This window comes from Epibacterium sp. MM17-32, from assembly GCF_022348205.1.
GTDB lineage: Bacteria > Pseudomonadota > Alphaproteobacteria > Rhodobacterales > Rhodobacteraceae > Epibacterium.
Map to the genome: position 1 here is coordinate 1 of NZ_JAKRFC010000012.1, position 26,421 is coordinate 26,421.

The window sequence follows — 26,421 nt, forward strand, 5'->3', positions numbered from 1 at the left end:
ACCCTGCCTGCAGCAGATGGTCGAAGCCTATGAGGAAACCGGCGGCAATATGGTGGCGGCGATGGAAGTCGCGCCCGAGAAGACCTCATCCTATGGTGTGCTCGATGTGAAAGAGGACAAGGGCGCGGTGATTTCTGCCAACGGGATGGTCGAAAAACCCAAGGCAGAGGATGCGCCCTCGAACCTCGCGGTGATCGGCCGCTACATTCTGTCCCCTTCGGTGCTGCGTAACCTCAACCAGCGCAAGCAAGGGGCGGGCGGCGAGATCCAGCTGACCGACGCGATCGCGGAAGACATCGCCGCAGATGTGCCCGTCTACGGCTACCGGTTCAAAGGCCAGCGGTTTGACTGCGGCTCCAAGGCCGGGTTCCTGCAGGCCACCGTCGCCTTCGCCCTGGCGCGGCCGGACCTTCGGGACGATCTGATGGACTATATCCAGGACGTGGCACAGGTCACACGTGCGGCGGAATAATCCGCCAGCGTCAAATGGGATTGAGGTTGCTCCGATAGCAGGGAGTTGCTTCACTCCCGGTGAGCAGTCCACTCTCACTTGCAAAGCCGAACTTGGGGAAGCACCGTGACCAATGTACTCGTGACCGGCGGCGCCGGTTATATCGGATCGCACGCCTGCAAGGCGCTAAAGCGGGCGGGATATACGCCGGTCACTTATGACAATCTGGTCACCGGATGGCAGGATGCGGTGAAGTTCGGGCCTTTCGAGCACGGCGAACTGACCGACAGGGCGCGCCTTGATGCCGTATTTGAAAAATACGAGCCCGTTGCCGTGATGCATTTTGCCGCCCTCAGCCAGGTCGGCGAAGCGATGAGCCAGCCTGGTCGGTACTGGGCCAACAATGTGGGCGGCTCACTGTGCCTGATCGAAGCTGCGGTGGCTGCGGGCTGCCTCGATTTTGTGTTCTCTTCGACCTGTGCGACCTATGGGGAGCATGACAATGTGGTGCTGGATGAACATACACCCCAGCAGCCGCTTAACGCATATGGGGCCTCCAAGCGCGCGGTTGAGGACATCCTGAAGGATTTCGAAGCTGCGCATGGTCTGCGCGCGGTCATTTTCCGGTATTTCAACGTGGCCGGCGCCGATCCCGAGGCGGAGGTGGGGGAATGTCACCAGCCCGAAACCCACCTGATCCCGCTGATGATCCAGGCGATCCGCGGCGAGCGTGATGCGCTCACCGTGTTTGGAACCGACTACGAGACGCCTGATGGCACCTGCATTCGCGACTATGTGCATGTCTGCGATCTGGTGGATGCGCATGTTCTCGGGTTGAAGTGGTTGCAGGAGGGCAAGGGCAGCCGTGTCTTCAATCTCGGCACCGGCACCGGCTTTTCGGTGATGGAGGTGATTGAGCATTCGCGGGCGGTGACCAATACGGATGTCCCCTACACCATCGGCGCGCGGCGTGCCGGTGACTGCACCAAGCTGGTCTCCGGGTCACGTCGCGCCGGCGAAGAGCTGGGCTGGGAGCCGGTCCGCTCCTCGCTCGACCAGATGATTGCGGACGCCTGGCGCTGGCACCAGACTGGTGCCTACGAGCGCTGACGTGTCAGCTGATGCGCTGCCCCGCATCTCGGTAGGCGCGGCCTATCGGCTGCGCTGGAAGCGGCGGCGCTGTCTGTGGCGCGCGCTGCGGGCGCGACATCGCTTGCAACAGGTTGTCAACAATACGCGGAATATCAAGCCGGGGGATGTTGTTGTCGTGGTGGTGCTGCGCAACGAGCACCAGCGTCTCCCGCATTTCCTGCAGTATTATCGGGATCTGGGCGCGGGCCATTTCCTGATCGTCGACAACAACAGCACGGATGGCAGCAGCTATTATGTGCGGCAACAGGCCGGCACGGGCGATATCTCGATCTGGCGGACGGCTGACAGCTACCGCGACAGCCGTTTTGGCGTGGATTGGGCCGGTTGGCTGTTGATGCGCTACGGCCATGGCAGATGGTGCCTGACCGTCGATGCGGACGAATTGCTGACCTATGACGGGATCGAGACCCATGATCTGCGGGATTTGGCGGCCTGTCTGGAGCGCCGGGGGCAGATTGGATTTGGTGCCTTGTTGCTGGACCTGTTTCCCAAGGGTCCGCTGGGGCGCCAAACCTATGCGCCCGGGCAGGATCCGACCAGCCTGCTGAACTGGTTTGATCCCGGTCCCTTCCGGTCTCGGCGGCAGGCCCCGCGGGGCAATTTGTGGGTACAGGGCGGTACGCGGGACCGGGTCTTTTTTGCGCAGAGCCCGGATCGTGCGCCAACGCTGAACAAGATCCCCCTGATCCGTTGGAACCGGCGGTATGCCTATACCAACTCCACCCATGCTCTGCTGCCACGCCATCTGAACATGCTCTACGGAGGTCCAGGTGCCCCCGGGCCGTCCGGCGTGTTGTTGCATACCAAGTTCCTGCCGGAGGTCGTGCAGAAGTCCGGGATTGAACAGGGACGTCGCCAGCATTTTCACATGCCCGACCTCTTTGATGACTATTATAACGGAATTCAAAAATACCCGGACCTGTGGCATCCGGGTGCGCTTCGGTATCAGGGGCCGGAGCAGCTGGTCGATCTGGGATTGTGCGGCCGCATCGCCTGGTGATGCTGATCGGTTCGTCGACTATGTAACCATTTCTAAACGCATTGTTTCGATAACGTGGACATGACATATTGCCTGCACCTGTGCGGGCGCATTAAGCCTGTGCCAGGGTCGTGGGGCCGATCCTGAAACTTGAGGGCAGTTATTTGGGGCTTTGGGATTCCTACCAGATGCGGATCAGGCGCAAGCGTCGGGTCCTGCGCGCCTTGCGAAAGTCGCGAGAGTTGCGCTGCATGCAGGACAATACCCACCGGATCCGCCCCGGTGACATCCTGCTGGCGACAACGGTCCGGAATGAGCAAATCCGCCTGCCCTATTTCCTGCAGTATTACCGCAGCCTGGGGGTCAATCACTTTCTGTTTGTCGACAATGACTCGACCGATGGGGTGCAGGGGTATCTGTCCGATATGCCGGATGTCTCGGTGTGGCACACGCGCGGCAGCTACAAACGCGCAACCTATGGCGTCGACTGGATCAACTACCTGCTGCGGCGCTACGCGCACGGCCATTGGTCGCTGGTCGTTGATCCGGATGAGTTCTTTATCTACCCGTTCTGCGATACGCGCCCGATCCGCGCGCTGACGGATTGGCTTGATACATCGCAGATCCGCAGCTTTGCGGCGATGTTGCTGGATATGTATCCCAAGGGCCGGATCGACGAGGTGCCCTATCAGGCGGGACAGGATCCGCTGGAGATCGCGCATTGGTTCGATGGTGGCAACTACACGATCAAGCGGAACAATCGCTACGGCAACCTGTGGATACAGGGTGGCCCGCGCGCACGGGTGTTTTTTGCCGACAAGCCAAAGCTCGCCCCAGCGCTGAACAAGATCCCGCTGGTGAAATGGCATCGCAAATATGCTTTTGTGAGCTCGACGCACATGCTGCTGCCGCGCGGGTTGAACCAGGTCTATGAAACCAATGGTGGCGAGAAGGCGAGCGGAATACTCCTGCATACCAAGTTTCTCGATACCTTCGGCGAAAAGGCCGCGGAGGAGATCAAGCGGCGGCAACACTACGGCAGGTCGGTTGAATACACGGCCTATGCCAATTCGCTCAAGGATCGCCCCGAGCTTTGGTGCAAGTGGAGCGAGAAATATATCAACTGGCGCCAGCTGGAGATCATGGGGCTGATGTCCAAGGGGAACTGGGCATGAGCACCGTCGGCATCGTGATGCTTGTGCATACGGCACTGGAGCGCGCCGAACAGGTGGCGCGCCACTGGACCGCCGCCGGGTGCCCGGTTGTGCTGCATGTGGATCGCAATGTCCCGCGCAAGACCTTTCAGGCGTTCCGCGGGGCGCTTGCCGATGATCCGCTGATCCGGTTCAGCCGGCGCCACCGCTGCGAATGGGGAACCTGGGGCATCGTTGCCGCATCCCAAGCTGCCTCGGAATACATGTTGTCGGAGTTCTCGGAGGTGCGTCATGTCTTTCTGGCGTCCGGGTCGTGCCTGCCGCTGCGGCCCGTGCAGGAATTGATCGACTATCTTGATGCACGCCCGGCCACGGATTTCATCGAAAGTGCCACCACTGCGGATGTGCCGTGGATCGTGGGCGGGCTCAGTGCAGAGCGGTTTACCCTCAGGTTTCCGTTTTCCTGGCGCCGGCACCGCAAGCTGTTTGACGCCTATGTCGCGCTGCAGCGCCGGTTCAAACTGCGCCGTCGTGTACCGGCGGGGCTGGTGCCGCATATGGGCAGCCAATGGTGGTGCCTGACGCGCAGAACCCTGTCGGCGATCTTGGAGGATCCGGAGCGGCCCCGGCATGATGCCTATTTCCGGCATGTGTGGATCCCTGACGAGAGCTACTATCAGACACTTGCGCGGCTCTATTCCGATCAGATCGAGAGCCGCTCGCTGACGTTGTCGAAGTTCGACTACCAGGGCAAACCGCATATTTTCTACGATGACCATTTGCAGCTTTTGCGTCGATCGGACTGTTTTGTGGCGCGTAAGATCTGGCCACATGCGGAACGGCTCTATCAGGCGTTTTTGACGGATGGGGCTGGCGCTGGCACGCGGAAAGAACCCAATCCGGGCAAGATCGACCGCATTTTCGCCAAAGCGGTCGAACGTCGCACCCGGGGGCGCAAGGGGCTCTATATGCAAAGCCGCTATCCGCGGCACGGCGAGGAAAACGGCCTCACGTCGGGGCCCTATTCGGTGCTGCAAGGGTTTACCGAATTGTTCGAGGATTTCGAAACCTGGTTGGCGCGTGCCACGGGGGCCAGGGTGCATGGCCACGTGTTTGCGCCCGGGCGGGCCGAACTCGCGGGCGGGCAGGAGTTGATAAATGGCTGCCTCAGCGATACGGCGGCGCTGCGCGACTACAATCCCGAGAGCTATCTGAGCAATCTGATCTGGAACACCCGCGGAGAGCGGCAGTGCTTTCAGTTTGGCCCGGGCGACACCCAGCAGGCGAATTGGTTCATGGCGCGGGATACCAACGCGCAGATTTCGGTGATCTCGGGCGCGTGGGCGGTGCCCTTGTTCAAGTCCAACCGGAATTTTGCCGACCTGAGGCGGGAGGCCGCCCGGTTGCAGCGGATCGAGTCGGAGCATCTGAAGATCCTGCGGTCGCACTGGGCCAAGGCGCGTATCCGCATCTGGTCGATGGCGGAATTCATCGAGGCGCCGATGGAAAACCTGCAGACAGTTGTTGATGAAATCGGATCGACCGGCGGCCATCTCAGCGCCGCGCCGCGCCTGGTCGACCTGAGCGGGTTTGGTCAGTTCCTGCAAAACCTGAAAAACCAGGGCATGCATCCCTATCTCATGGGGGACTTCCCGGTTCAGAGCCTTGCGCAGCAGAGTGCGCCCCCGCGCCGCAAACCCTATCTGGTGAAGTGAGGTCCGATGACTGGTGCCTTCCACTCCTTTGTCGTGCTTGCTGACATGCGCACGGGATCGAATTTCCTCGAGGCCAACCTCAATGCACTGGAGGGTGTCACCTGCCATGGGGAGGCATTCAATCCGCACTTCATCGGTTATCCCAACAAGGATGACATTCTGGGGGTGTCCCAACATGTGCGCGATAGCGACCCGATGCAGGTGCTGACGGCGATTCGATCCCAGCCGGGCGTGCTCGGCGGGTTTCGCTATTTTCACGATCATGATCCCCGGGTGCTGGATTGCATTCTGGACGATCCCCGGATCGCCAAGATTGTCCTCACCCGCAACCCGCTCGACAGCTATGTGTCGCTCAAGATCGCGCGGAGCACCGGTCAGTGGAAGCTGACCAACGTTGCCCGTCGCAAGGACGCCAAAGCCGAATTTGATGGCGCCGAGTTCGGGGCCTATGTGGAGGCGGTCCAGGAGTTTCAGGTCACCATCCTGAATCGCCTGCAGCGGAGCGGGCAGACCGCGTTCTACATTGCCTATGAGGATCTTCAGGATCTCGACGTGATGAACGGCCTTGCGGCATGGCTGGGCACGCCCGCCCGGTTGGAGGCGCTGGACGAGAGTCTGAAGCGCCAGAACCCGGCGCCGGTGGTGTCAAAGGTCAGCAATCCGGAGGAGATGATGGAGGCCGTGGCCGGGCTGGATCGGTTCAATCTGACCCGAACGCCGAATTTCGAACCCCGGCGTGGTCCGGCGGTGCCGGGCTATGTGGCGGGGGTGGTGACGCCAATCCTCTATATGCCGATCAAATGCGGGGTGGAGGCCGATGTCACCCGCTGGATCGGCGCGTTGGACAAGGTCGAACCCGATGGGCTGATCTCGGGAATGAGCCAGAAGCAGTTGCGGCAATGGCGCAAGCACAATCCGGCACACCGGAGTTTTACCGTGGTGCGGCACCCTTTGGCGCGGGCGCATTCGATATTCTGCCGCAGCATCCTCAGCACCGGGGCTGACAGTCTGGGACAGATCCGCAAGACCCTGCGCCGTCGGTTTGACCTGCAGATTCCGGCGACAGAACCGGATGACACCTACACGCGGGATGATCATCGGGCGGCATTCGAGCAGTTCCTGTTGTTTCTGAAGGCGAACCTGGCAGGGCAAACGGCGATCCGCGTGGATGCGCGCTGGGCCAGCCAGACACAGGTGATCGCTGGTTTTGCCGAGCTCGGTTCGCCGGATCTGATCATTCGCGATCACGAGATGGCCGATGATCTGCCCTGGTTGGCCAGAAAGCTGGGGCGCCTGTCGCCGGGGCCGGTGCCACGGGTTGCGGCTGACCGCCCCTACAGCCTGCAGGACATTTACGACGCCAAGCTCGAGTCCCTGAGCCGCTCGATCTATGCCCGGGATTACATGACGCTGGGGTTTGGCGACTGGGCCTGATCTGTTCGAATTTTCTGTGATTTTAGCGTCGGAACCATCGCGCGGGATCGTATCATTCCTGCAGACTGCAATGGGGACAGACAATGGACAAATCATTCAAACCAAAGAAGATGACCCGCAAGGAGTGGCAGGACAACCGGCCGCTGTTCCTCAAGGGGCTTGGTGTGGGCGCGGCGTTGGATGACTGGCAGAAACACATTGCCAAGGCCAATTATTCGGTGGGGACATTTGCCGCGATCCTCAAGGATGTCGAACATGCGATCATGGTCGTGGGCAAGCTCAAGCTGAAGATCATGGGGGCGATCAAGGTCTGCAAGAAGCAGATTGGCGATCACAAGGGAACCATTGCGGGGTTGGACAACTACCTGAAGGTCGCGGATGACACGCATAGCGATCTGCTCAAGCGGCATGCCTTCGAAAGCAAGATGAGCAAGTTGTCCGACAAGCCGACGGTGGATATGATCCTGAAGGACAGCAAGCTGGCCAATGCCCTGTCGGCATTGCTGAAGGCGACCCATGACGAGCCGTTTCTGGATACCTACATCTTGGTTCACAAGAAAAATAAGATCGCCGAGGCCGTCAAGAAATACGGGCCGAGGAACGACTACAATATCGGTCACCACGCCAACAAGGCGCTGGTTGCGCATTACGTGAAGAAGGATGCGACGGTGACCGACAAAGCCCTGAAGGATGGCGAGAAGACGCTGCGCGCAGACAGTTTCAAACTGATGCGCGGGATTTGCGACCGATTGATGGGGCAGGAATTCGGCGCAGGATTTGTGCGCAAGGCCTACGGTATCTGAGGCTCTCGGCGGATGCGCTCCCTTTGCGCGCATGGGGAGCGCTCCGCGATGTGGTCGCAGGTCACAGGGTGCCTACCACAGGGCGCCTGCCACGGGGGGCTGCAGATCAGGCTTGTCCTGTCAGTCCGATGCCGCTGCGGTGATCAGGCGGCCTGCACCGACTGGCTTTCGGTGAGGATGGTGTGCAGCGTGGCCGGGTCGGGGTTGGCCCGCAGCTTGGTGCAGAAGCTCTGTTCGCGCAGGGTGCGGGAGACAAGTGCAAGCGCCTTGAGGTGTTCGACACCCGCGTCCACAGGTGCAAACAGCGCAAAGACGATGTCGACCGGCTGACGGTCCACAGCGCCGAAATCAAGTGGCTTTTCCAGCGAGACAAACACCCCCACGACGCGATCCACGTCGCTCAGCCGTGCGTGGGGCAGGGCGACCCCATGGCCCACGCCGGTGGGGCCGAGGCTTTCGCGGTCGAGCAGGGCTTCGACGGTAGCCGGCGCATCCAGGTTGTAGGCGGCCTGGCCGACTTCTGCGATTTCCTGAAACAGGCGTTTCTTGCTCGATGCCGCACCAATGACCCGGACGGCCTCCTGCGTGAGGATGTTGGAAATCTGCATTGCCTCTGCTCCACTCAGGGCGAAGGGGCCTGTCGCCGGCCCCCTCTGGTCATTCAGTTCTCGATCAGGGATCGATCCAGCCGATGTTGCCATCTTCACGCCGATACACCACGTTCAGCCCGTCCTTGCCTTCATTGCGGAAGACCAGCACGGGTGAGCCAGCCAGTTCCATCTGCATCACCGCCTCGCCAACAGACAAGGAGGGAATTTTTGTCTCCATCTCGGCGACGATAATCGGTTGCAGTGAGTCCGGCTCGTCGGCGGACTCCGCTTGTTCAGACGCGAGGATATACGAGCTGGCTCCCATAAGTTCAACCGGTTCGGCCCGATCCCGGTGATGGTCCTTCAGACGACGCTTGTAGCGCCGCAGCTGCTTGTCCATTTTTTCCAGACAGGCCTCGAAAGAGGCGTAGATTTCAGTGGCATGGGCCTTGGCTTGGCATGTCAGCCCGGTGGACAGGTGGACGATTGCTTCGCAGACATATTCATGCGCACTGCGGGAGAAGACGACCTGTGCATCGGTCGGTCGGCCTGCGTATTTCTCCAGGATCGCACTCAGTTCCGTCTCTACGTGGGTTTGCAGAGATTCGCCGATGTCGATCTGTTTTCCGCTGACTTTGTAACGCATGTGATCTCCTTTTTGTGTTGCCTGGGCCCGCACCAATGGACACAGCAGGGCTGTGGTGTCGGTATCAGGATCGCCAGGAAGGATGGGCAAACCCTGCAGCGTGCAGCCCGCCGGACCCTGAACACAGGGTCAAAGGAGGGACTGCATCGGGACGCATGTTTGCCATGACACAATTCGATGACAAACCCGGCACGGAGTCAATGCAATTCCACGTGCATCGCGTTGGTTGAAACAACCAGTCGGCGAGCCTTTGCCGGAATGTCTTGCGTCAGGGGTGTTTAGGAAATCCGAAAGTTATCGCCCAGGTACACGCGGCGGACGTTTTCATTTTCAACGACCTCTTCCGGGGTGCCGGACATCAGCACCTGACCGTCGTGCAGGATGTAGGCGCGATCAACGATTTCCAAGGTCTCGCGCACGTTGTGATCGGTGATCAGCACGCCGATGCCCCGCGTTTTCAACTCGGCAACCAGATTGCGGATGTCGCCGACCGAAATCGGATCAACCCCGGCAAAGGGTTCGTCAAGCAGCAGATATTTCGGATCTGCCGCCAGGCAACGGGCGATTTCCACCCGGCGACGTTCACCACCAGAGAGCGCCAGAGCCGGCGCGCGGCGCAAATGTTCGATCGAGAAATCGGACAGCAGCTCCTCCAGGCGTTCGCGCCGTTTGTGTTCGTGGCGAACCGCAATATCCAGCACCGCGGAAATATTGTCCTCGACCGAGAGACCCCGAAAGATCGACATTTCCTGCGGCAGGTATCCGATCCCCAAGCGCGCGCGCCGGTACATCGGCAGCGAGGTCACGGTCTGCCCGTCGATGGTGACGCTGCCGGCCTCGGGAAACACCAGCCCGGCAATCGTGTAGAAACTCGTGGTTTTGCCCGATCCGTTTGGACCCAGCAGTGCGACGACCTCGCCCCGGTTGAGCTCCATCGAGACATCGCGGATGACGACCTTCTTGCGGTAGCTCTTGCGCATCTTGTTGACGCGCAGCCCCGACGACCCGGTGGTGACTGTCAGATTTGGATGGGTCATCAGTTATCGCTACCGCCGCCGAGGGTGGTCCGAACCCGGCCGCTGAGCGTCGCGTTGCCGGTGGTAAGATCGACCGTCATGGTCTCTGCGCCGAGGGTGTTGCCGGCCTGGGTCAGCAGCACATCCCCCCGCATCACCACCGTGCCGCTTTCGATGGTGTAATCGGCCTCGCGCGCTTCGGCGGCATCCTCGCCGCTCACAAGCACGACATTGCCACGCGCCTCGAGCCGTTTGATCCCGTTGCCCTCGGCCCGTCTGATGACCAGAACGTTATCCGCGCTCAGCCGCATATCACCCTGAATGATCAACACGCTGCCGGTCAGCAAGGCAGAGCCGTCTTCCTGGTTCACCCGCATACTGTCGGAGGTGATGTCGACAGGTTGCGACGTGTCCGTCTGCAGGATCCCAAAGGACACCCCGGTCCCCTGCGCCATACCGGCGGGGGCCTGTCCCAGGGCCATCAAACCAAAGAGCATAACAAATGTCAGTCGTCGCACGGGTTATCTTTCTACTTTTGCAGGATCGTACACCAGCTTCACGCCGTCCGTGAACTCTATATGTACGGGACTGTTCTTCGATTGTGTGAAGATCCGCATGGCGCCAGCGGAAAAGTCACCAAAAGGACCAGTGGCGGTGATTGCGCCGGGGCTGCGGGCTTCGATGCCGCTCAGCAGCGCCTCCAGGGTGTCGGTTTCGACCCGGGTGCCGTTTGCGGTCAGGATACGCACGTTCCCAGTGAGTGTGGCGGTTCCCTTGTCGGGCCGGATCGACCCGGAGTCGGACAGCAGCAGAATGCTGTTTCCTTCCGTGGTCTTTATTTCGGCCTCTAGATCGGTGGCAGAGGCCGTGCCCTGATCGCCATCAGGCAGGGCTTTTGCAGCGGCAATGGTGATTTCGTGACCCGAGTCCGTGGTGCCGGTGAAAAACGGCGCTGTCACCTGCTGTCCCCGGAGCCGGTTTTCGATGTCGACCTGGGCAAAGGGGATCGCAGGTTCGTTTTCCACGCCGCGCGAAATCAGAAACAGGGTGGAGAGCAGCCCGAGCGACGCCAGCGGCAGCACTACCTTCAGGTAGGCGACAGTGCGCGAATAGCGATCCATGGCTCGTCCTTCCTGTGTTGGGGTTGCGGATCAGGGCGTCGGCGGGGTGCGGCGGGCACCGTCAGGAATGGGCAAATATATCCGTGTCCGGCCAGCCAGCCAGATCAAGCTGCGCGCGCACCGGCAGAAAGTCAAAACACGCCTGAGCGATCTCCGTGCGGCTTTCACGCGCCAGGCGCTTGTCCAGTTCCTTGCGCAAGCGGTGCAGATAGAGAACGTCGGAAGCGGCATAATCCAGCTGAGCCTGGGTCAGGGTCTCGGCGCCCCAGTCGCTCATTTGCTGCTGTTTGGAAATATCCTGCCCCAACAGATCCTGGGTCAGGTTCTTCAGGCCGTGGCGATCCGTATAGGTTCGCACCAGACGGCTGGCGATCTTGGTGCAATAGACCGGCGCCGCCAATGTCCCAAAGGCATGATAAAGGGCAGCGATGTCAAAGCGCCCGAAGTGAAAGAGCTTCAGAACCTTCGGGTCGGCCAGCATCCGGGTCAGGTTCGGCGCGGACGTCTGCTCTTTTGCGATCTGCACGATATGGGCATTGCCGTCGCCGCCCGACATCTGCACCACGCAAAGACGGTCCCGATGGGGGTTCAGCCCCATGGTTTCACAATCAATGGCGACAACCGGTCCAAGGTCGAGTCCGTCCGGAAGGTCTTGCGGATAAAGATGCGTGGCCACGGGGCGATCCTTGGTTGCGGTTGGTTCTGGCGAGCTGGCTTCGACATAGGCGCTTTGAGATGCGAACTCAACCGCTGCTGCCCTGCGGAGGCGGCGCCGGTTGGCGTCTGGCGATCACGGCCGGGGGGCATCCGGCCAGGTCGATCGGGCGCGTCGGCTATCGCGATTGACAGCGCGCGGAGATTCTGTTTTATTTTAATCGCCGAAATAAATATGTGTACGACCCCAGCGGTCGTGCGCGTCGGGCGATTGGGAGGACATCGTATGTTTCTGGGTCTTGACGTGGGGACGTCGGGGCTGCGCGCGTTGCTGGCCGATGAGGGTGGCAATGTCATTGGCGTGGCGGATGCAGCTTATGGGGTCTCACACCCGCATACCGGGTGGAGCGAACAGGACCCGCAGGACTGGATCACCGCCTGTCAGACCGCAATTGCAGCGCTGCGTCGGGACCACCCGACCGAGCTCGCCGCGTTGCGCGGCATCGGCCTCAGCGGCCACATGCACGGGGCCACCCTGCTGGATTCGGCGGGCAAGGTTCTGCGCCCCTGTATCCTGTGGAACGACACGCGTTCGGCTGCCGAGGCGGCCCAGCTGGATGGCACAAAAGGCGTGCGGGATCTGTCGGGCAATATCGTGTTTCCCGGCTTCACCGCGCCGAAACTGGCCTGGGTCAAGGCGCATGAGCCGGAGATCTTTGCGCAGGTCGCCAAGGTGCTGCTTCCCAAGGATTATCTGCGCTACTGGCTGACCGGCGCCTACGTCTCTGACATGTCAGACAGCGCCGGGACGTCATGGCTTGATGTGGGCGCGCGGGATTGGTCGGAGCAGCTGCTGGAAGTGTCCGGCATGCGCCGCGACCAGATGCCCGACCTGGTCGAAGGTTCCGCCGCCGGTGGCGACTTGCGTGACGCGCTTCGCGATGAATGGGGCATCGACGGTGCGGTGGTTGTCGCCGGGGGCGGTGGCGACAACGCGGTTGCCGCCTGCGGGGCCGGGTGTTTCCGTGAGGGTGAGGGCTTTGTGAGCCTTGGCACCTCCGGCGTGCTCCTGGCCGCCAAATCTGCTTATAAACCTGACCCGGCCTCGGCTGTGCATACCTTCTGCCACGCGGTGCCGGATACGTGGTATCAGATGGGGGTGATCCTTGCGGCGACGGACTGTCTCAATTGGCTGTCGCGCACGCTTGGGCAGACCCCGGCGACGCTGGCGGGACTGCTGCCGGATCAGGTCACGGGTCCGTCTTCGGTGACGTTCCTGCCCTATCTTTCTGGCGAGCGCACACCGCATAACGATGCCCGCATTCGCGCCACGCTTGCAGGGCTTGATATTGGCGATGGCCCGGCAGAGCTGACACAGGCGGTGATGGAGGGTGTGGCCTTTGCGCTGCGCGATTGCCTTGAGGCGCTCAAGGGCACCGACACCAACCTCACGCGCCTGCTTGCAGTGGGGGGCGGCACCCGGTCGCCTTATTGGGTGGAAACCCTCGCGACTGTCCTTGGCGTGTCCCTCGACATTCCCGACAAGGGCGAGTTTGGCGCGGCATTGGGCGCCGCCCGTCTGGCGATGACAGCCACAGGCGCCGACGTTTCCGCCGTGATGACTGCACCGCCCATCGCCCACACCATTGATCCACGCCGCGACCTGACCGAGGCCTATGATGCCTCATACGCAAGGTATCGCGCGCTCTATCCCAACATGAAGGCACTGATGACATGACCACCGGCTTCTTTGGCGACGTTTCCAAAATCCAGTATGAAGGCGCAGACAGCACCAACCCGCTGGCCTTCCGCCACTACAACCCCGACGAGGTGATCCTCGGCAAGCGGATGGAAGAGCATCTGCGCTTTGCCACCTGCTACTGGCACAACTTCGTATGGCCGGGCGGCGATCCGTTTGGCGGCCAGACCTTTGACCGCCCGTGGTTCAAGGACACGATGGAGGCCGCCAAGCTCAAGGCCGATGTGGCGTTTGAGATGTTCACCCTGTTGCAGTCGCCCTACTACTGTTTCCATGACGCGGATGTGCGGCCGGAGGGGGCGAATTTTGCGGAAAACACCCGCAACCTGAATGAGATCGTCGAGTATTTCGCGCAAAAGCAGGAAGAAACCGGGGTCAAACTGCTCTGGGGCACCGCCAACCTGTTTTCCAACGCGCGGTTCATGTCGGGGGCGTCGACCAACCCGGACCCGGATGTCTTTGCCTTCTCGGCGGCGACCATCAAGACCTGCATGGACGCAACCCACCGTCTGGGCGGCGAGAACTATGTGCTCTGGGGCGGTCGTGAGGGCTATGAAACGCTGCTGAACACCGATCTTGCGCAAGAAGACCAGCAGATGGGCCGGATGCTCAATATGGTGGTCGAATACAAACACAAGATCGGCTTCAAGGGCGCGATCCTGGTGGAGCCGAAACCGCAGGAACCTTCCAAACACCAGTACGACTACGATGCAGCGACCGTCTATGGCTTCCTCAAGCGCCACGGGTTGGAAAACGAGGTCAAACTGAACCTGGAGCAGGGCCACGCGATCCTCGCGGGACATTCGTTCGAGCATGAAATTGCCACAGCACAGGCGCTGGGCGTCTTTGGGTCCATCGACATGAACCGCAACGATTACCAGTCCGGCTGGGACACCGATCAATTCCCGAACAACACGCCGGAGGTGGCGCTGGCCTATTACCACATCCTGAAACACGGTGGCTTTACCTCGGGCGGCACCAATTTTGACGCCAAGCTGCGCCGCCAGTCCATCGACCCGGAGGATCTGCTGATGGCGCATGTCGGCGGCATGGACATCTGTGCGCGCGGTTTCAAGGCCGCTGCCGCGATGATCGAGGACGGCACATTGGATCAGTTTGTCACCGACCGCTACGCCGGGTGGCAGCGGGACGACGCGCAGGATATGCTCTCGGGCAAGCTGTCACTGGACGACATCGCACACCGGGTCGAAGCCGAAGACATCAACCCCAAACCCCGGTCCGGGCGGCAGGAATATCTGGAAAACGTCATCAACCGGTTTGTCTGAATGAGCAACGCGCAGATCGTGGATCACGGCCTTCACCAAGGCCACATGCTGAAAGAGGCGCGGCTGCACAGCGCGGGCCTTTCCGTCAGCCTGCTGAACTTTGGTGCCGTAACCCGCGATCTGCGCCTGTTGTACGACGACCGCCCGCTGATCCTCGGGTTTGAGGACCCGGCCGCCTATCTGTACAACCCGGGCTATCTCGGCGTGATTGCGGGGCGCGTGGCCGGGCGGATCAAGAACGCGCGCTTTGCCCTTGATGGGCAGAGCTACCAACTCGACGCCAATGAAGGCGATACGCTGCTGCATGGCGGGGCACAGGGGTTTTCTCATGTGTTCTGGGAGCTTGAACTGCTCTCTGACGCCAGCGCGCGCCTGCGCTACCACTCACCGGAGGGGGAGGCGGGGTTCCCCGGTGCAGTGGATGTGTCGCTGACCGTGACGCTGGACGGGCTGGCGATCACCTATGACATGCGGGCGGACGTGAGCGCACCAACCCCGATCAGCCTCGCGCAGCACAACTATTATAACCTGACGGGCGGTACGCAGCCGATCCGCGATCACCGCCTGCAAGTGGACGCCAGCAGCTTTCTCGTGTTGGACGACGCCAATGTCCCGACCGGTGAAATCGCAGCGCTGGATGGCAGCCATCATGACCTTCGTCTGGGGCGCAGTTTTGCCGACGTTGATCCGGAACACCGAGGCAGCGATGTGGCGCTTGTGTTCGACACCTGTCGTGATCCGCAATTGCCGGTGGCGACACTGACCGCACCGGATGGGCTGCAGATGCGGATCGTCAGCGATCAGCCCTGCGCGCAGATCTATACCGCCGCCGCCCTGCCGCCCCAGTCCGGTGCGCTGTCAGGACAGCAGATCGGCCCCGCCATGGGAGTCTGTTTTGAGCCGCAGGGCTTTCCCAACGCGGTGAACCTGCCGCAGTTCCCCAGCGTGATCGCGACCCCGGATCACCCCTACCGTCAACGCCTGCGCCTTGAACTCGGGAGGATCTGATGCACCGGATGATCGCGCTTGCCCTGCTGGGAGCCACGGCCGCACAGGCGGAGATGCGCCCTGACCTTGGCCCGCGCCCGCAGTTTCCGGCACCGGATATGGCGGCGGTGGAGCTGGGGCAGCTGTTGTTCTACGATCCGATCCTATCGGGCAATCGCAACATCTCTTGCGCCACCTGCCACCACCCGCGCTTTGGCACCGGCGACGGTCTGTCGCTGGGCTTGGGCGAGGGCGGTATCGGCCTTGGCCCCGAGCGCCGCGCTGATCCTGCCAATCTGCCCGAGCAGCGCATCCCGCGCAATGCGCCGGGTCTGTGGAACCTTGGTGCACCGGAATTCACCGTGATGTTCCACGATGGACGGCTGGAGGATCACCCCGACCACCCCGGCGGTATCCGCACGCCCCTGGGCGAGGATATGGTTGCGGGCTTTGACGACGCGCTTGCCGCGCAGGCGATGTTCCCGGTGCTCTCTGCCGATGAGATGGCCGGGCATTACTCGGAGAACGAGGTCGCAGAGGCGGTGCGGCTGGGGCAACTGTCCACACCCGGCGGCGCATGGGACCGGATCGCCGCACGTGTCGAGGCCATCCCCGCCTATCGCGCTGGTTTTGATGCGGTGCTGGGGGAGGGCGCGCCAATCACCTTTGCCGACATCGGCAATGTGCTTGCGGATTTCATCCGGTTCGAGTGGCGCGCCGATATGAGCCCCTTTGATACCTATATGCTGGGGCAGGGCGATCTGCCTGCGCCCGCCCTGCGCGGAATGGAGCTGTTTTATGGCGAGGCCAATTGCAGCCAGTGCCACTCCGGCTGGTTCCAGACCGATCATGATTTTCACGCGCTGGCGGTGCCGCAGATCGGGCCGGGCAAGGCCGCTCGGTTTGAGACCCACAACCGCGACGAAGGCCGCATCCGCGTCACAGGCAAATCACAGGATGCCTTTGCCTTTCGCACGCCGTCTTTGCGCAACATTGGCCTGACCGCGCCTTATGGCCATTCCGGTGCGTTTGCCACGCTGGAGGGCATTGTGGTGCATCACCTGCGGCCGGGGGAGTCATTGAATAATTACGACACGTCAGCCGCGATCCTGCCTGACCTGCCCGGACAACAGGATTGGGCTGTGCACGAGTCCGCATCCGAACGCCAGGCGCTTGCACAAGCGGTCAGCTACGCGCCGGTGCACCTCGCGCCAGCGGAAATCGCGGATATTGTCGCGTTCCTGCATGCGTTGACGGACGATGTCGCCGCGGCGGGTCGTCTTGGGGTGCCGGAACAGGTCCCAAGCGGGCTGCCGGTGGATCGTTAGATCGGGCTATTGCGTCAGGGTGATCTGTTGATTGGCATCGACAGTGTGCCAGTCAGAGGTCGACCCATCAGGCCAGTTCACGCGGACCCGCACACGGGCGTGAGGTCCCAGACCGAAGTGCAAGGCCCCGAGATCACCACCCGCATGGCCACCACCCACGGTCACCTCGCGGCTGACGTCCGTATCGCCCAGTTCCATCTCGACAAAGGCGCCAATGGCATGGGTGTTTGGCGCCGCGCCCTTGAGGCGCAGCAGCAGCCAGTTGCCACCTGCGGAGTTTGTGTTCTGCCAGACCTCCAGAGGCGCACGGCGATTGACCACCGCAATATCGAGGCGGCCGTCCAGGTTCAGGTCCACCAAAGCCCCGCCGCGCCCGCGATGCAGGCTGTCGATACCCGCCGTCGCGCCAACCTCGACAAAGCTACCGTCTGCCCGTTGCAGCATCAGGTTGTTTGGGTCTTTCTGGGCGGCATCGGGCATCTGCTCGACATTGCCCTTGGTGACAAAGATGTCATCGCGCCCGTCGTTGTTCACATCCCCGAATGCTGCGTGCCACCCGGTCGAGGGGCGCCCATCGCCGCCGGTATAGGGCCGGTGGGCGGTGGTGCCAAAGCCATAGGTCACGTCTTCCCAGACCGGGCCGTCCGCGTCGGGGGTTTGCAGCTGAAACTTCTGGTCCCCCATCGAGGTCAGGTAGACGTCCTGAAACCCGTCGCCGTTCATGTCCCGGGAGGCGATTCCCATGCCCCAGAGCGCATACTCGCGCCAACCGTCCTCGGCGTCATAAAGGCGGGGCGCTGCCTCCATCGCCCACATCTGTTCCTGTCCGCCGCGCACATAATAATGCCGGTCGTTCGACACCCTGAGATCGGCGCGACCGCTTCGGTTCCAGTCGCTGAACAGGAGCGAGAGCGCGCAGTACCCCGGCGTCAGCCGTTGCACCGGGGCATAGGATGCTCCGGCGGGACGAAACAGCAGCGTGTCGTCGCAGGTTCCGAATGGCCCCTCCGGATCTGTGCGGTCCACATAGGTGCCAAAGGCCAGCGTCGGCAGAGCGTTGTCTCCTTCCCAGGTGGCGGAGAACGCGGTTGTCCAATGGTCGCCACTGACAAAGCCCAGCGTGTCGAAGGGTTCGAACTGGCACTGTCCGAGGCCACGCATCAGCACATCCGGCCCCGCGCGCAGGATGACGAGGTCGCCCAGCTCATCGCCGTCGATATCCAGGGGATAGGCGCCGGTGACCCCCGTGAGCGCCAGCGCCGGGGGTGTTTGTGGGGAAAACGCCAATGATGCGCCAGGTTCAGCCGTGGCATTGACAAAGAGCTTTGCCGGATTGGCCCCGCCCGCAGCATAAAGGTCCGGTAGCGTGTCGCCGTTGCAATCGAACACCGCAAGGCCGCCGCCCACGTAATGCTCCCATCCGCCGTCATAGACATGCTCTGCGATGGGCACCGGTGTGAACTCTGGCACCGTTGGTTCGGCTTGGGCGGGATGGGCCAGCATCAACAGGGCGAGGGCACACGCGTCAGGCCGCAGCATTGGCCAACTCCTTCACTGTCTGTGATGTGACTTCCTCGATGCCATAGGCGGCGGCACCCTTGGCCCACATCAGATCGCCCCAATCGTGGACGATCACCTCGGGCAGGGGCGCATCCACCTGAACGACCCATTGGCGCATCTCCTCGATCAGCTTGTCGGAGTAGAGATAGTCGAACGACAGCCGTGCGCCTGCGAGGATGATCTTGCTGGGATCAAAGATATTCACCACATTGGCCAGCCCCATGGCAAACATGCGCCGCGCCCGGTCGAGGATCGATTGCGCCATCGCATCTCCATTCTCGGCCGATTGAAACAGAGAGGCGATGGTCCTGTGGCGCTCGCTGCCGCTGGAGATATTGGCCTCGCGCAGGAGCGCATAGTCACCCACATAAGCCTCCAGACAGCCGCGCTGCCCACATTGGCACAGCGCCCCTTCGAGGTGGACCTTGGTGTGCCCGAATTCAGCGCCACAGCCGCGGGTGCCCCGGTAGATCTGCCCGTCGATCACGATGCCCATGCCGACGCCATGTTCGATGGTGATGACGATGAAATTATCGCAGGTGCGGCCCTCGCCGAACAGGTGCTCGGCCTTGGCGACCAGATTGGCATCATTGTCGAGGAAGACCGGGCAGGGCAGGTCCCGGGCGATTGCCGCACCAAACTGCACGTTGCGCTCCTCGAGCGAGGACGACCAGTAAATGAAACTGCGTTCCGCATCGATCATGCCGGCCATGCCCAGCCCGACGCCGGACAGGTCGTCGATCCCGAAACCTCCCTTCTTGCAGGTATACTCCAGCGCCCGCCGGATCTGGGCGCAGAGGTCCGGGACGGGCATGTTGCCCTTGACCAGGGGCATCTCGTGGCTGGCCAGTTCCGTGCCGACAAAGTCGGTGATGACGGTGGAGATCACATGGTGCGAGACCTTCAAACCGGCAATCCGATGCGCATCCCCGCGGATCTTGAGCGCGACGCGCGGGCGTCCGCGCTTGGTTTCCGAAGATCCGTCCGGTGCGATTTCCTCGATCAGACCGGCAGCCAGCAACTCTGCGGTGATGGCGGTGACCGTTGCCGGGCTGACGCCGGTTGCCTTGGCGATGTCGATGCGGGCGATGCTTTCGGCCGCACGGATCACGTCCAGGATCTGCTGCCGTCCGCTTTCACGCTGGTCGCTGCCCGACGACAGCCGTCCTGATCGTGCCAAATTGATCCTCCTCCGATGCCGTCTCCACGCGGCAGCGCCGCGTTATGGCACCATAAAATGCCTCCGGCAATCTCTCCCTCGTCGCAGCCTACATGATTTAATTTGAAACTCAAAAAAAATATTGCTACACACGACTCACAGTGTGGGCCCGGCAAAGCAATTGGCCTGCATGACAAGGGAGGAAGACATGAAATTCTTGAACGGACTTTCCGTTATCGCACTCAGTGCATTTGCTGCATCCTCGGCCTTTGCCGCGGATCTGACCGTCGGCGTCAGCTGGTCAAACTTTCAGGAAGAGCGGTGGAAAACCGACGAAGCGGCCATCGTGTCCGCCCTGGAGGAAGCCGGTGCTGAATATATTTCCGCCGACGCGCAGTCCTCGTCTGCCAAGCAGCTTTCCGACATCGAAAGCCTGATCGCCCAGGGCGTGGATGCGCTGATCATCCTCGCCCAGGATTCACAGGCGATCGGCCCGGCCGTGCAGGCTGCCGCCGATGAAGGCATTCCGGTGGTCGCCTATGACCGTCTGATCGAGGACAACCGCGCCTTTTACCTGACCTTCGACAACGTCGAGGTTGGCCGCATGCAGGCGCGCGCGGTGTTCGAGGCGATGCCCAAGGGCAACTACGTGATGATCAAGGGCTCGCCCACCGATCCCAACGCGGACTTCCTGCGCGGTGGTCAGCAGGAGATCATTCAGGCCGCGGTTGATGCGGGCGACATCAATATCGTGGGTGAGGCCTACACCGATGGCTGGCTGCCCGCCAACGCGCAGCGCAACATGGAGCAGATCCTGACCGCCAACGACAACAATGTCGACGCGGTTGTGGCCTCCAATGACGGCACCGCGGGCGGTGTCGTGGCGGCGCTGACCGCACAAGGCATGGAAGGTATCCCGGTTTCCGGTCAGGACGGCGACCACGCTGCGCTGAACCGCGTTGCCAAGGGCACCCAGACCGTGTCGGTGTGGAAGGACGCGCGTGACCTCGGCCATGCCGCAGGCGAGATCGCCGTGGCCATGGCCGGCGGCACAGCGATGGAAAACATCGACGGTGCCGTGTCCTGGACCTCGCCGGCGGGCACCACCATGACCGCCAAATTCCTGGCGCCGGTTCCGGTGACCAAGGACAACCTGTCGGCTGTTGTGGATGCTGGCTGGATCACCCAGGAAGCGCTCTGCCAGGGCGTGGAAAACGGCCCGGCCCCCTGCAACTGATCTAACCAAATCGGATGGTCCGGAGTTTTTCGGACCATCCACCCCCTTTTTCTGATATACTTCGCTGAATACTGGAGCCGGATATGACCGACACCACGTCTCAGCCAATCACCCCCCAAACCAAGCGCAATGTCTTCCAGCAGCTTGAGCTGGATGTGCGGCTATTGGGTATGATTGGTGCCTTCATCATTCTCTGCATCGGGTTCAACCTGGTGACCGATGGGCGCTTCCTGACGCCGCGCAACATCTTCAATCTGACGATCCAGACCGTCTCCGTGGCGATCATGGCCTCCGGCATGGTGTTTGTAATCGTCACCCGCCACATCGACCTCAGCGTCGGCGCGCTGCTGGCGACCTGCTCCGCCATCATGGCGATGACGCAGACCGAGTTTGTGCCGAATGTGCTGGGGCTGGGCCTCAACCATCCGATCACCTGGGCGGTTGCGGTTGTGGTCGGCCTGGTCGCGGGCACCCTGATCGGGGCGTTTCACGGTTGGATGGTCGGCTATCTGACAATCCCCGCCTTCATCGTGACCCTGGGCGGGTTTCTCGTCTGGCGCAACGTGGCCTGGTACATGACCGACGGTCAGACCATCGGCCCGCTCGATTCCACCTTCCTGATGTTTGGCGGCACCAACGGCACCCTCGGGATCACCGCAAGCTGGGTGCTGGGGCTCGTGGCGACCGCGCTTGCATTGTTGACGCTGTGGAACAGCCGCCGCGCCAAGCTGGCGCATGACTTCCCGGTGAAACCTCTCTGGGCCGAGGGCGTGCTGGCCGCAATCATCGCCGCATCCATTCTCGGGTTTGTCGGCACCCTGAATGCCTATGAGATCCCGACCCGTCGTCTGGAACGCATGTTCGAGGCTCGCGGCGAGGTGATGCCCGAAGGCTTTACCCAAGGCTATGGCCTGCCGATTTCCGTGCTGATCCTGATCGCAGTGGCGGTGGTGATGACCATTGTGGCCCGCCGCACCCGTCTGGGGCGCTATATCTTTGCCACCGGCGGCAATCCGGACGCGGCAGAGCTGTCGGGCATCAACACCCGTCTGCTGACGGTAAAGATCTTTGCCATCATGGGCTTCCTCTGTGCGCTGTCGGCGGTTGTGGCCTCGGCCCGTCTGGCCAACCACTCCAACGACATCGGCACATTGGACGAACTGCGGGTGATCGCGGCGGCCGTGATTGGCGGCACCGCGCTCTCTGGCGGATTTGGCACCATCTACGGCGCCATCCTCGGCGCGCTGATCATGCAGAGCCTTCAGTCCGGCATGGCCATGGTGGGCGTCGATGCACCGTTCCAGAACATCGTTGTCGGCTCCGTGCTCGTCGCCGCCGTCTATATCGACATCGTCTATCGCAAACGTGTGGGGGCCAAATAATGACCACTCCCAAGGAACTCCGCGCCCAGGGCGCAACTCCGATGGTGGAGATGAACAACATCTCCATCTCGTTCGGCGGCATCAAGGCGGTGGACGACGTCTCGGTCGATCTGCACCCGGGCGAGGTTGTGGGCCTGCTGGGCCATAACGGCGCCGGGAAATCGACCCTCATCAAGGTGCTTTCGGGCGCCTACAAGATGGACTCGGGCGAGATCCGCATCAACGGCAACAAGGTAGAGATCACCAACCCCCGCGATGCCCGCAGCCACAATATCGAGACGATCTATCAGACGCTGGCGCTGGCGGACAATCTCGATGCGGCCTCCAACCTGTTTCTGGGGCGTGAGATCGTCACTGGCACCGGTCTGGTGAATGACGCTGCGATGGAGGCCGAATGCCGCAAGATCATGGGCCGCCTCAACCCGAACTTCCGCAAGTTCAACGAGCCGGTCTCGGCGCTCTCGGGCGGGCAGCGGCAATCGGTGGCGATCGCGCGCGCGGTCTATTTCAACGCCAAGATCCTGATCATGGACGAACCCACCGCGGCGCTGGGTCCGCATGAGACGCAGATGGTGGCGGAACTGATCCAGCAGCTGAAGGCGCAGGGCATCGGGATCTTCCTGATCGACCACGATGTGCATGCGGTGATGGAACTCTGCGACCGGGCCTCTGTCATGAAGAACGGCCAGCTTGTGGGCACCGTCGACATTGACGATGTGACCGATGATGATCTTCTGTCGATGATCATTCTTGGCAAGACACCGGGCGAAGCTGCGGCCTGATCCCGGCATGTCCGAGGTTTGCAAAGGGGCGCATCCGCGCCCTTTTGTGTTTGGCGCATCGCCAAGCCGGAGCGCGGTTGCCCATCGGAAAGGGAACACACGAGTTCACCCAGAGCGCTGAATTCTAAGCTTGAAAGCAGGCTCCGTTGGGTTTAAATCCACCGTCGATCCGCCTCAATAGCTCAGCTGGTAGAGCAGGTCCTTCGTAAGGACAAGGTCGGGGGTTCGAGTCCCTCTTGAGGCACCACTCACACTTTTGATGGTGTGCGATTTCTTTGAGCGGTGTGCCCGCGAGGTGATCTCGAAGAAGCGCGGCAATAAACGGGAAACGCTCTGCTTGGACCGGTGGGGTCAATCCGATCTTGGCGACAAGAGCCCCTCCGCACTTTCGCCGGCAGATTTCGCCGCGTGGCGTGACGCCCGGTTGCAAAAGGTGGCACCCTCCACAGTGCGGAGAGAAATGACTCTCATGGGGTCTGTGTTCTCCGTGGCTCGGCGGGAGTGGGGATTGATGGGAGATTCACCTCTGACCGATGTGCGCAAGCCGCAAGAGTCAGCTGCGCGGGATCGCTTGCCGACGAACGCGGAGCTGGAGCGGCTTGTGCTCTCCGCAGGCAATGACCTCAAAAAAGCGACGGCGCGCGCGTTTCATGCATTCTTGTTTGCGGGAGAAACCGCAGTGCGTGCCGGAGAAATTGTCGGCATGAAGTGGGGGCACATCGACCTTGAGCGCCGGGTTGTGGGGTTACCTTCGTTAAGAAGCTTGCGTGCATTTTCCCGTTGGTCCCGAGCCTGCTTGAGGCTCAGATCAGGGTATTTTCCGAAAGAGAGCAGTTTCTCTTTCCCCATCCAGCGGTATTTGAACCGCCACAGTTTGGAGCCACCGGGATTGACCAAGAGGAACAAGCCGTCGAAGTCGGCCTGCTTATAGGGTTTCTCTTTCGGCTTTAGAGCGCGGACTTTGGCATCGCTCAGAACAGGCATCTGGGGGTACCCTCATTTCACGACCTCGGCGGTACCCCGACCCATACCCCCATTGAGGGTAGAGTGGGCTGGATCGCTTCGGACAAACTCGGACAAAGGGTCCGGCATTATCGACGAAATTCAGGCAATTAGAAGAAATTACAAACCACAACTGGAATTGATTGTGGTGCCCGGGGGCGGAATCGAACCACCGACACGAGGATTTTCAATCCACTGCTCTACCCCTGAGCTACCCGGGCACGGGAAGGCGTGTTGCCTTGGGTGAAGGCCTTCTATGCGCTGTGTGATGCAGTGTCCAGAGGCTTTTTCAAAGAAAATCTCTAATGTTCCGTGGGAGGGCGGGTCTCGTGTTCTTCCAGCGCGTTTTCAAGGTCTTCCTGATCTGCGCTGGGGACGGAATAGCCTCCGTTCAGCCATTTCGCGAGGTCGAGGTCGGCGCAACGCTTGCTGCAGAAGGGGCGATAGGCGCGCAGCCCGGGTGCGCCGCAGATCGGGCAGCTCATGAGAGAACCTCCGACAAGGGCAGGCGGGCGCGTTTGCGCTGCAACTCGAAATGGCCAAGCGTGGTCCAGCCGGCCAGCGTGGTCTCTTCCGGGTCGGATTTGAAGGCGGCGCGCAGGGCGGTTTCGAAGGTGCGGCGGTCCTTCTTCGGCATCGGGGCGGCGTCGATCACGATCTGACCGCCAAGGCCAAGGCAACGCAGGACGCGGGGCAGGGCGCGGGCGCAGGCCATATTGGCCTTTGTGCCGGCCGCCAGCGAGGTGTCGCTGCCGGTGTTGACATCCACCGCCACCAGGGCGCGGGTGGGCTCCACATAGAGAAACGCGCCCGCACCGATGGCAATCTTGCCGCTGCGCAGGGTCTCCAGCGCATCCAGAACGCCGCAGCGCTCAAATCCGCCGGGCGTCTGCTCGACCTGAGCCGGATCGGTCCATTCGCGCCAGGCCTGCAGATGGGGCGTGTCGCCTTCGTGCAGCACTTCGGCGGTGTCGGAGGGATCCTCTAGGACCTGGCGCGCGGCTGCGACCATCGTGGCGACATCCTCGGCGATGTCCTCGGGGTCGGCCCCGGCGCAGGCAGATCGCAGGATCAGTCCGAAGTCCTCGCCCTCCATCTCGGTGTGGGCGATTTCCAGCAGGCGGTCGCGTTCATCCTCGTCCCGGATCGCGCGAGAGATATTCAGCCCCGGCGCCTCTGGCGTGACAATGGCGTAGCGGCTCTTGAACAGGAGCTTTTGCGTCACCGGCAGGGCTTTGCCCGGTTCGGCATAGCCGGTGACCTGGACCAGCAGCATCTGCCCGGGGGCCAGACCCTTGACCTGGCGCAGGAAGGCGGGGCCGTCGGGGGTGCTGAGGAACATGCCTCCCTGACCCTTGACGGGGCGGTCGGCGCGGGCGCGGTAGATGGTGCCGGGCAGGGGCGCGTCACCTGCGATCAGAAAATCTTCGAGCGTGCCGTCCACCATCAGGGCCGCGGCCTCGCGCCCTGCGATGTGATCGAGAATGATCTGGGTGCCTTTCATGGCGCTTGGTCCTTGTAGAGAGGGTATCCTGCCGCGTGCAGCAAGGTTGCGGTCTCGGCCAGCGGCAGGCCGACAATAGCGGTGAACGAGCCGCTGATCCACGGGATCAATGCGCCTGCGGGGCCCTGGATGGCATAACCGCCGGCCTTGCCGTCCCAGTCTCCGGTCGCAAGATAGCCGTTCAGTTCCGCGTCCGAGAGGCGTTTCATCTTGACCTGGCTGACAACATCGCGTTGCCACAGCTGGTCGTTCCGGCGCAGCGCCACCGAGGTAATGACGCGGTGGCGGCGGCCGGAGAGGGCGAGCAGGAATTCCGCGGCCTCGCCGGCGTCACGGGGTTTGCCCATGATGCGACGCCCCAGCGCCACAGTGGTATCGGCACAGAGCACCAGATCATCGGGCGCGGACGTCACGGCCTGGACCTTTTCGCGGGTCACCCGGGCGCAGTAGTCGCGCGGCAGCTCCGCCTTGTGCGGGGTTTCGTCGATGTCCGGCGGGCGAATGTCGTCCGGGGTGATCCCCAGCTGCGCCAGCAATTCCAGCCGACGCGGGCTGCCCGAGCCAAGAATAAATCCCATGCTTGCACTCCTGCGGTTTGCCGCCCCGGTTCCTGATCCGTGCCCGGCCTGCGGGGTGGGGACGGGCGGGCCATGAAACCAAAAGCCGTAGCAAAACAAAAGCCCGGCACCGGGCCGGGCTCTTTCGTCTGAGGCGAATCGC

General features: G+C 61.9%; 26 protein-coding genes and 2 tRNA genes. 15 read left to right on the top strand and 13 right to left on the bottom strand.

Annotation, left to right across the window (positions count from 1 at the left end; genetic code table 11):
* The 7 genes from MHM88_RS17070 to MHM88_RS17100 form a co-directional block, all read left to right on the top strand.
* Window positions 1-472 (top strand): UTP--glucose-1-phosphate uridylyltransferase (locus MHM88_RS17070; RefSeq protein ID WP_255734732.1); only part of this gene is annotated, 472 nt, incomplete at its 5' end.
* A gap of 105 nt (window positions 473-577) precedes the next feature.
* Window positions 578-1,561, top strand: a complete 984-nt coding sequence (gene galE, locus MHM88_RS17075) for a UDP-glucose 4-epimerase GalE (protein WP_239322353.1) — start codon at window positions 578-580, stop codon at window positions 1,559-1,561.
* Between the two features lies 1 nt (window position 1,562).
* A complete protein-coding gene (locus MHM88_RS17080) occupies window positions 1,563-2,603 on the top strand; it encodes a glycosyltransferase family 2 protein (RefSeq protein WP_239367755.1) in 1,041 nt (346 codons plus the stop codon).
* 167 nt (window positions 2,604-2,770) lie between these two features.
* Window positions 2,771-3,757 carry a glycosyltransferase family 2 protein gene (locus tag MHM88_RS17085; protein WP_239322355.1) on the top strand — a complete coding sequence of 329 codons (987 nt, stop codon included), beginning with the start codon at window positions 2,771-2,773 and terminating at the stop codon, window positions 3,755-3,757.
* Entirely contained in the window at window positions 3,754-5,451 is a 1,698-nt protein-coding gene (locus tag MHM88_RS17090; protein ID WP_239367756.1) for a beta-1,6-N-acetylglucosaminyltransferase, read from the top strand. Before MHM88_RS17085 ends, MHM88_RS17090 begins: the two co-directional genes overlap by 4 nt.
* 6 nt (window positions 5,452-5,457) lie before the next feature.
* Window positions 5,458-6,885 carry a sulfotransferase family 2 domain-containing protein gene (locus MHM88_RS17095; RefSeq protein ID WP_239367758.1) on the top strand — a complete coding sequence of 476 codons (1,428 nt, stop codon included), beginning with the start codon at window positions 5,458-5,460 and terminating at the stop codon, window positions 6,883-6,885.
* 83 nt (window positions 6,886-6,968) lie between these two features.
* Window positions 6,969-7,688: a hypothetical protein gene (locus MHM88_RS17100; protein WP_239367760.1), complete on the top strand. Its 720-nt coding sequence runs from the start codon at window positions 6,969-6,971 to the stop codon at window positions 7,686-7,688.
* Window positions 7,689-7,831: 143 nt separating this feature from the next.
* Here MHM88_RS17100 and MHM88_RS17105 read toward each other — a convergent pair whose 3' ends face one another.
* The 6 genes from MHM88_RS17105 to MHM88_RS17130 all read right to left on the bottom strand — a co-directional run bounded on the left by MHM88_RS17105 (window position 7,832) and on the right by MHM88_RS17130 (window position 11,737).
* Window positions 7,832-8,296, bottom strand: a complete 465-nt coding sequence (locus tag MHM88_RS17105) for a PTS sugar transporter subunit IIA (RefSeq protein ID WP_239367762.1) — start codon at window positions 8,294-8,296, stop codon at window positions 7,832-7,834.
* 64 nt (window positions 8,297-8,360) lie between these two features.
* Complete coding sequence (hpf, locus tag MHM88_RS17110; RefSeq protein WP_239322360.1) at window positions 8,361-8,924, bottom strand: ribosome hibernation-promoting factor, HPF/YfiA family; 564 nt, start codon at window positions 8,922-8,924, stop codon at window positions 8,361-8,363.
* Between the two features lie 278 nt (window positions 8,925-9,202).
* Window positions 9,203-9,961 carry an LPS export ABC transporter ATP-binding protein gene (gene lptB, locus MHM88_RS17115; RefSeq protein ID WP_239322361.1) on the bottom strand — a complete coding sequence of 253 codons (759 nt, stop codon included), beginning with the start codon at window positions 9,959-9,961 and terminating at the stop codon, window positions 9,203-9,205.
* Complete coding sequence (locus MHM88_RS17120; protein ID WP_239367764.1) at window positions 9,961-10,458, bottom strand: LptA/OstA family protein; 498 nt, start codon at window positions 10,456-10,458, stop codon at window positions 9,961-9,963. Before MHM88_RS17120 ends, lptB begins: the two co-directional genes overlap by 1 nt.
* Window positions 10,459-10,461: 3 nt before the next feature.
* The gene (gene lptC / locus MHM88_RS17125; protein WP_239322363.1) at window positions 10,462-11,061 is read right to left on the bottom strand and encodes an LPS export ABC transporter periplasmic protein LptC; all 600 of its coding nucleotides are present in this window, start codon (window positions 11,059-11,061) and stop codon (window positions 10,462-10,464) included.
* 61 nt (window positions 11,062-11,122) lie between these two features.
* Entirely contained in the window at window positions 11,123-11,737 is a 615-nt protein-coding gene (locus MHM88_RS17130; protein ID WP_239367766.1) for a ribonuclease H-like domain-containing protein, read from the bottom strand.
* A gap of 264 nt (window positions 11,738-12,001) precedes the next feature.
* Here MHM88_RS17130 and xylB point away from each other — a divergent pair, with 264 nt between their 5' ends.
* From xylB to MHM88_RS17150, 4 genes are read left to right on the top strand one after another with little or no spacing between them, the layout of a single operon-like run.
* Entirely contained in the window at window positions 12,002-13,453 is a 1,452-nt protein-coding gene (gene xylB / locus MHM88_RS17135; RefSeq protein WP_239367768.1) for a xylulokinase, read from the top strand.
* Entirely contained in the window at window positions 13,450-14,760 is a 1,311-nt protein-coding gene (gene xylA / locus MHM88_RS17140; RefSeq protein WP_239367770.1) for a xylose isomerase, read from the top strand. Before xylB ends, xylA begins: the two co-directional genes overlap by 4 nt.
* On the top strand, window positions 14,761-15,768 hold the full coding sequence (locus MHM88_RS17145) for an aldose epimerase family protein (RefSeq protein ID WP_239367772.1): 1,008 nt from the start codon (window positions 14,761-14,763) through the stop codon (window positions 15,766-15,768).
* Window positions 15,768-17,075 (top strand): cytochrome-c peroxidase, encoded by a 1,308-nt coding sequence (locus MHM88_RS17150; RefSeq protein WP_239367774.1) that lies wholly within the window; start codon window positions 15,768-15,770, stop codon window positions 17,073-17,075. The genes MHM88_RS17145 and MHM88_RS17150 overlap by 1 nt, the downstream gene beginning before the upstream one ends.
* A gap of 6 nt (window positions 17,076-17,081) precedes the next feature.
* Here MHM88_RS17150 and MHM88_RS17155 read toward each other — a convergent pair whose 3' ends face one another.
* Entirely contained in the window at window positions 17,082-18,614 is a 1,533-nt protein-coding gene (locus MHM88_RS17155) for a CRTAC1 family protein (protein ID WP_239367776.1), read from the bottom strand.
* A complete protein-coding gene (locus MHM88_RS17160) occupies window positions 18,601-19,815 on the bottom strand; it encodes an ROK family transcriptional regulator (RefSeq protein ID WP_239322370.1) in 1,215 nt (404 codons plus the stop codon). Before MHM88_RS17160 ends, MHM88_RS17155 begins: the two co-directional genes overlap by 14 nt.
* 187 nt (window positions 19,816-20,002) lie before the next feature.
* Here MHM88_RS17160 and xylF point away from each other — a divergent pair, with 187 nt between their 5' ends.
* The 4 genes from xylF (at window position 20,003) to MHM88_RS17180 (ending at window position 23,442) form a co-directional block, all read left to right on the top strand.
* Window positions 20,003-21,031 carry a D-xylose ABC transporter substrate-binding protein gene (gene xylF / locus MHM88_RS17165; RefSeq protein WP_239322371.1) on the top strand — a complete coding sequence of 343 codons (1,029 nt, stop codon included), beginning with the start codon at window positions 20,003-20,005 and terminating at the stop codon, window positions 21,029-21,031.
* 83 nt (window positions 21,032-21,114) lie between these two features.
* Complete coding sequence (locus MHM88_RS17170) at window positions 21,115-22,413, top strand: sugar ABC transporter permease (RefSeq protein WP_239322372.1); 1,299 nt, start codon at window positions 21,115-21,117, stop codon at window positions 22,411-22,413.
* Window positions 22,413-23,195 (top strand): ATP-binding cassette domain-containing protein, encoded by a 783-nt coding sequence (locus MHM88_RS17175; RefSeq protein WP_239367778.1) that lies wholly within the window; start codon window positions 22,413-22,415, stop codon window positions 23,193-23,195. The genes MHM88_RS17170 and MHM88_RS17175 overlap by 1 nt, the downstream gene beginning before the upstream one ends.
* A 171-nt stretch (window positions 23,196-23,366) precedes the next feature.
* Window positions 23,367-23,442 (top strand) — tRNA-Thr (locus MHM88_RS17180).
* A 401-nt stretch (window positions 23,443-23,843) separates the two neighbouring features.
* On the opposite strand, the gene MHM88_RS17185 is transcribed toward MHM88_RS17180, so the two are convergent.
* The 5 genes from MHM88_RS17185 to MHM88_RS17205 form a co-directional block, all read right to left on the bottom strand.
* Complete coding sequence (locus tag MHM88_RS17185; protein WP_239367780.1) at window positions 23,844-24,179, bottom strand: Arm DNA-binding domain-containing protein; 336 nt, start codon at window positions 24,177-24,179, stop codon at window positions 23,844-23,846.
* A gap of 164 nt (window positions 24,180-24,343) precedes the next feature.
* Window positions 24,344-24,418 (bottom strand) — tRNA-Phe (locus MHM88_RS17190).
* A gap of 81 nt (window positions 24,419-24,499) precedes the next feature.
* Window positions 24,500-24,682 (bottom strand): DNA gyrase inhibitor YacG, encoded by a 183-nt coding sequence (locus MHM88_RS17195; protein ID WP_239324955.1) that lies wholly within the window; start codon window positions 24,680-24,682, stop codon window positions 24,500-24,502.
* Window positions 24,679-25,701 carry a ribonuclease E/G gene (locus tag MHM88_RS17200; RefSeq protein ID WP_239367782.1) on the bottom strand — a complete coding sequence of 341 codons (1,023 nt, stop codon included), beginning with the start codon at window positions 25,699-25,701 and terminating at the stop codon, window positions 24,679-24,681. Before MHM88_RS17200 ends, MHM88_RS17195 begins: the two co-directional genes overlap by 4 nt.
* On the bottom strand, window positions 25,698-26,279 hold the full coding sequence (locus tag MHM88_RS17205) for a nucleoside triphosphate pyrophosphatase (RefSeq protein WP_239367784.1): 582 nt from the start codon (window positions 26,277-26,279) through the stop codon (window positions 25,698-25,700). Before MHM88_RS17205 ends, MHM88_RS17200 begins: the two co-directional genes overlap by 4 nt.
* Window positions 26,280-26,421: the final 142 nt, after the last annotated feature.

Coding starts and splice junctions, on each gene's coding strand:
- MHM88_RS17085 (WP_239322355.1), top strand. CDS start 2,771: ATGCGGATCAGGCGCAAGCGTCGGGTCCTGCGCGCCTTGCGAAAGTCG.
- MHM88_RS17090 (WP_239367756.1), top strand. CDS start 3,754: ATGAGCACCGTCGGCATCGTGATGCTTGTGCATACGGCACTGGAGCGC.
- MHM88_RS17095 (WP_239367758.1), top strand. CDS start 5,458: ATGACTGGTGCCTTCCACTCCTTTGTCGTGCTTGCTGACATGCGCACG.
- MHM88_RS17100 (WP_239367760.1), top strand. CDS start 6,969: ATGGACAAATCATTCAAACCAAAGAAGATGACCCGCAAGGAGTGGCAG.
- MHM88_RS17105 (WP_239367762.1), bottom strand. CDS start 8,296: ATGCAGATTTCCAACATCCTCACGCAGGAGGCCGTCCGGGTCATTGGT.
- hpf (WP_239322360.1), bottom strand. CDS start 8,924: ATGCGTTACAAAGTCAGCGGAAAACAGATCGACATCGGCGAATCTCTG.
- lptB (WP_239322361.1), bottom strand. CDS start 9,961: ATGACCCATCCAAATCTGACAGTCACCACCGGGTCGTCGGGGCTGCGC.
- lptC (WP_239322363.1), bottom strand. CDS start 11,061: ATGGATCGCTATTCGCGCACTGTCGCCTACCTGAAGGTAGTGCTGCCG.
- xylB (WP_239367768.1), top strand. CDS start 12,002: ATGTTTCTGGGTCTTGACGTGGGGACGTCGGGGCTGCGCGCGTTGCTG.
- xylA (WP_239367770.1), top strand. CDS start 13,450: ATGACCACCGGCTTCTTTGGCGACGTTTCCAAAATCCAGTATGAAGGC.
- MHM88_RS17145 (WP_239367772.1), top strand. CDS start 14,761: ATGAGCAACGCGCAGATCGTGGATCACGGCCTTCACCAAGGCCACATG.
- MHM88_RS17150 (WP_239367774.1), top strand. CDS start 15,768: ATGCACCGGATGATCGCGCTTGCCCTGCTGGGAGCCACGGCCGCACAG.
- MHM88_RS17155 (WP_239367776.1), bottom strand. CDS start 18,614: ATGCTGCGGCCTGACGCGTGTGCCCTCGCCCTGTTGATGCTGGCCCAT.
- xylF (WP_239322371.1), top strand. CDS start 20,003: ATGAAATTCTTGAACGGACTTTCCGTTATCGCACTCAGTGCATTTGCT.
- MHM88_RS17170 (WP_239322372.1), top strand. CDS start 21,115: ATGACCGACACCACGTCTCAGCCAATCACCCCCCAAACCAAGCGCAAT.
- MHM88_RS17175 (WP_239367778.1), top strand. CDS start 22,413: ATGACCACTCCCAAGGAACTCCGCGCCCAGGGCGCAACTCCGATGGTG.
- MHM88_RS17185 (WP_239367780.1), bottom strand. CDS start 24,179: ATGCCTGTTCTGAGCGATGCCAAAGTCCGCGCTCTAAAGCCGAAAGAG.
- MHM88_RS17195 (WP_239324955.1), bottom strand. CDS start 24,682: ATGAGCTGCCCGATCTGCGGCGCACCCGGGCTGCGCGCCTATCGCCCC.
- MHM88_RS17200 (WP_239367782.1), bottom strand. CDS start 25,701: ATGAAAGGCACCCAGATCATTCTCGATCACATCGCAGGGCGCGAGGCC.
- MHM88_RS17205 (WP_239367784.1), bottom strand. CDS start 26,279: ATGGGATTTATTCTTGGCTCGGGCAGCCCGCGTCGGCTGGAATTGCTG.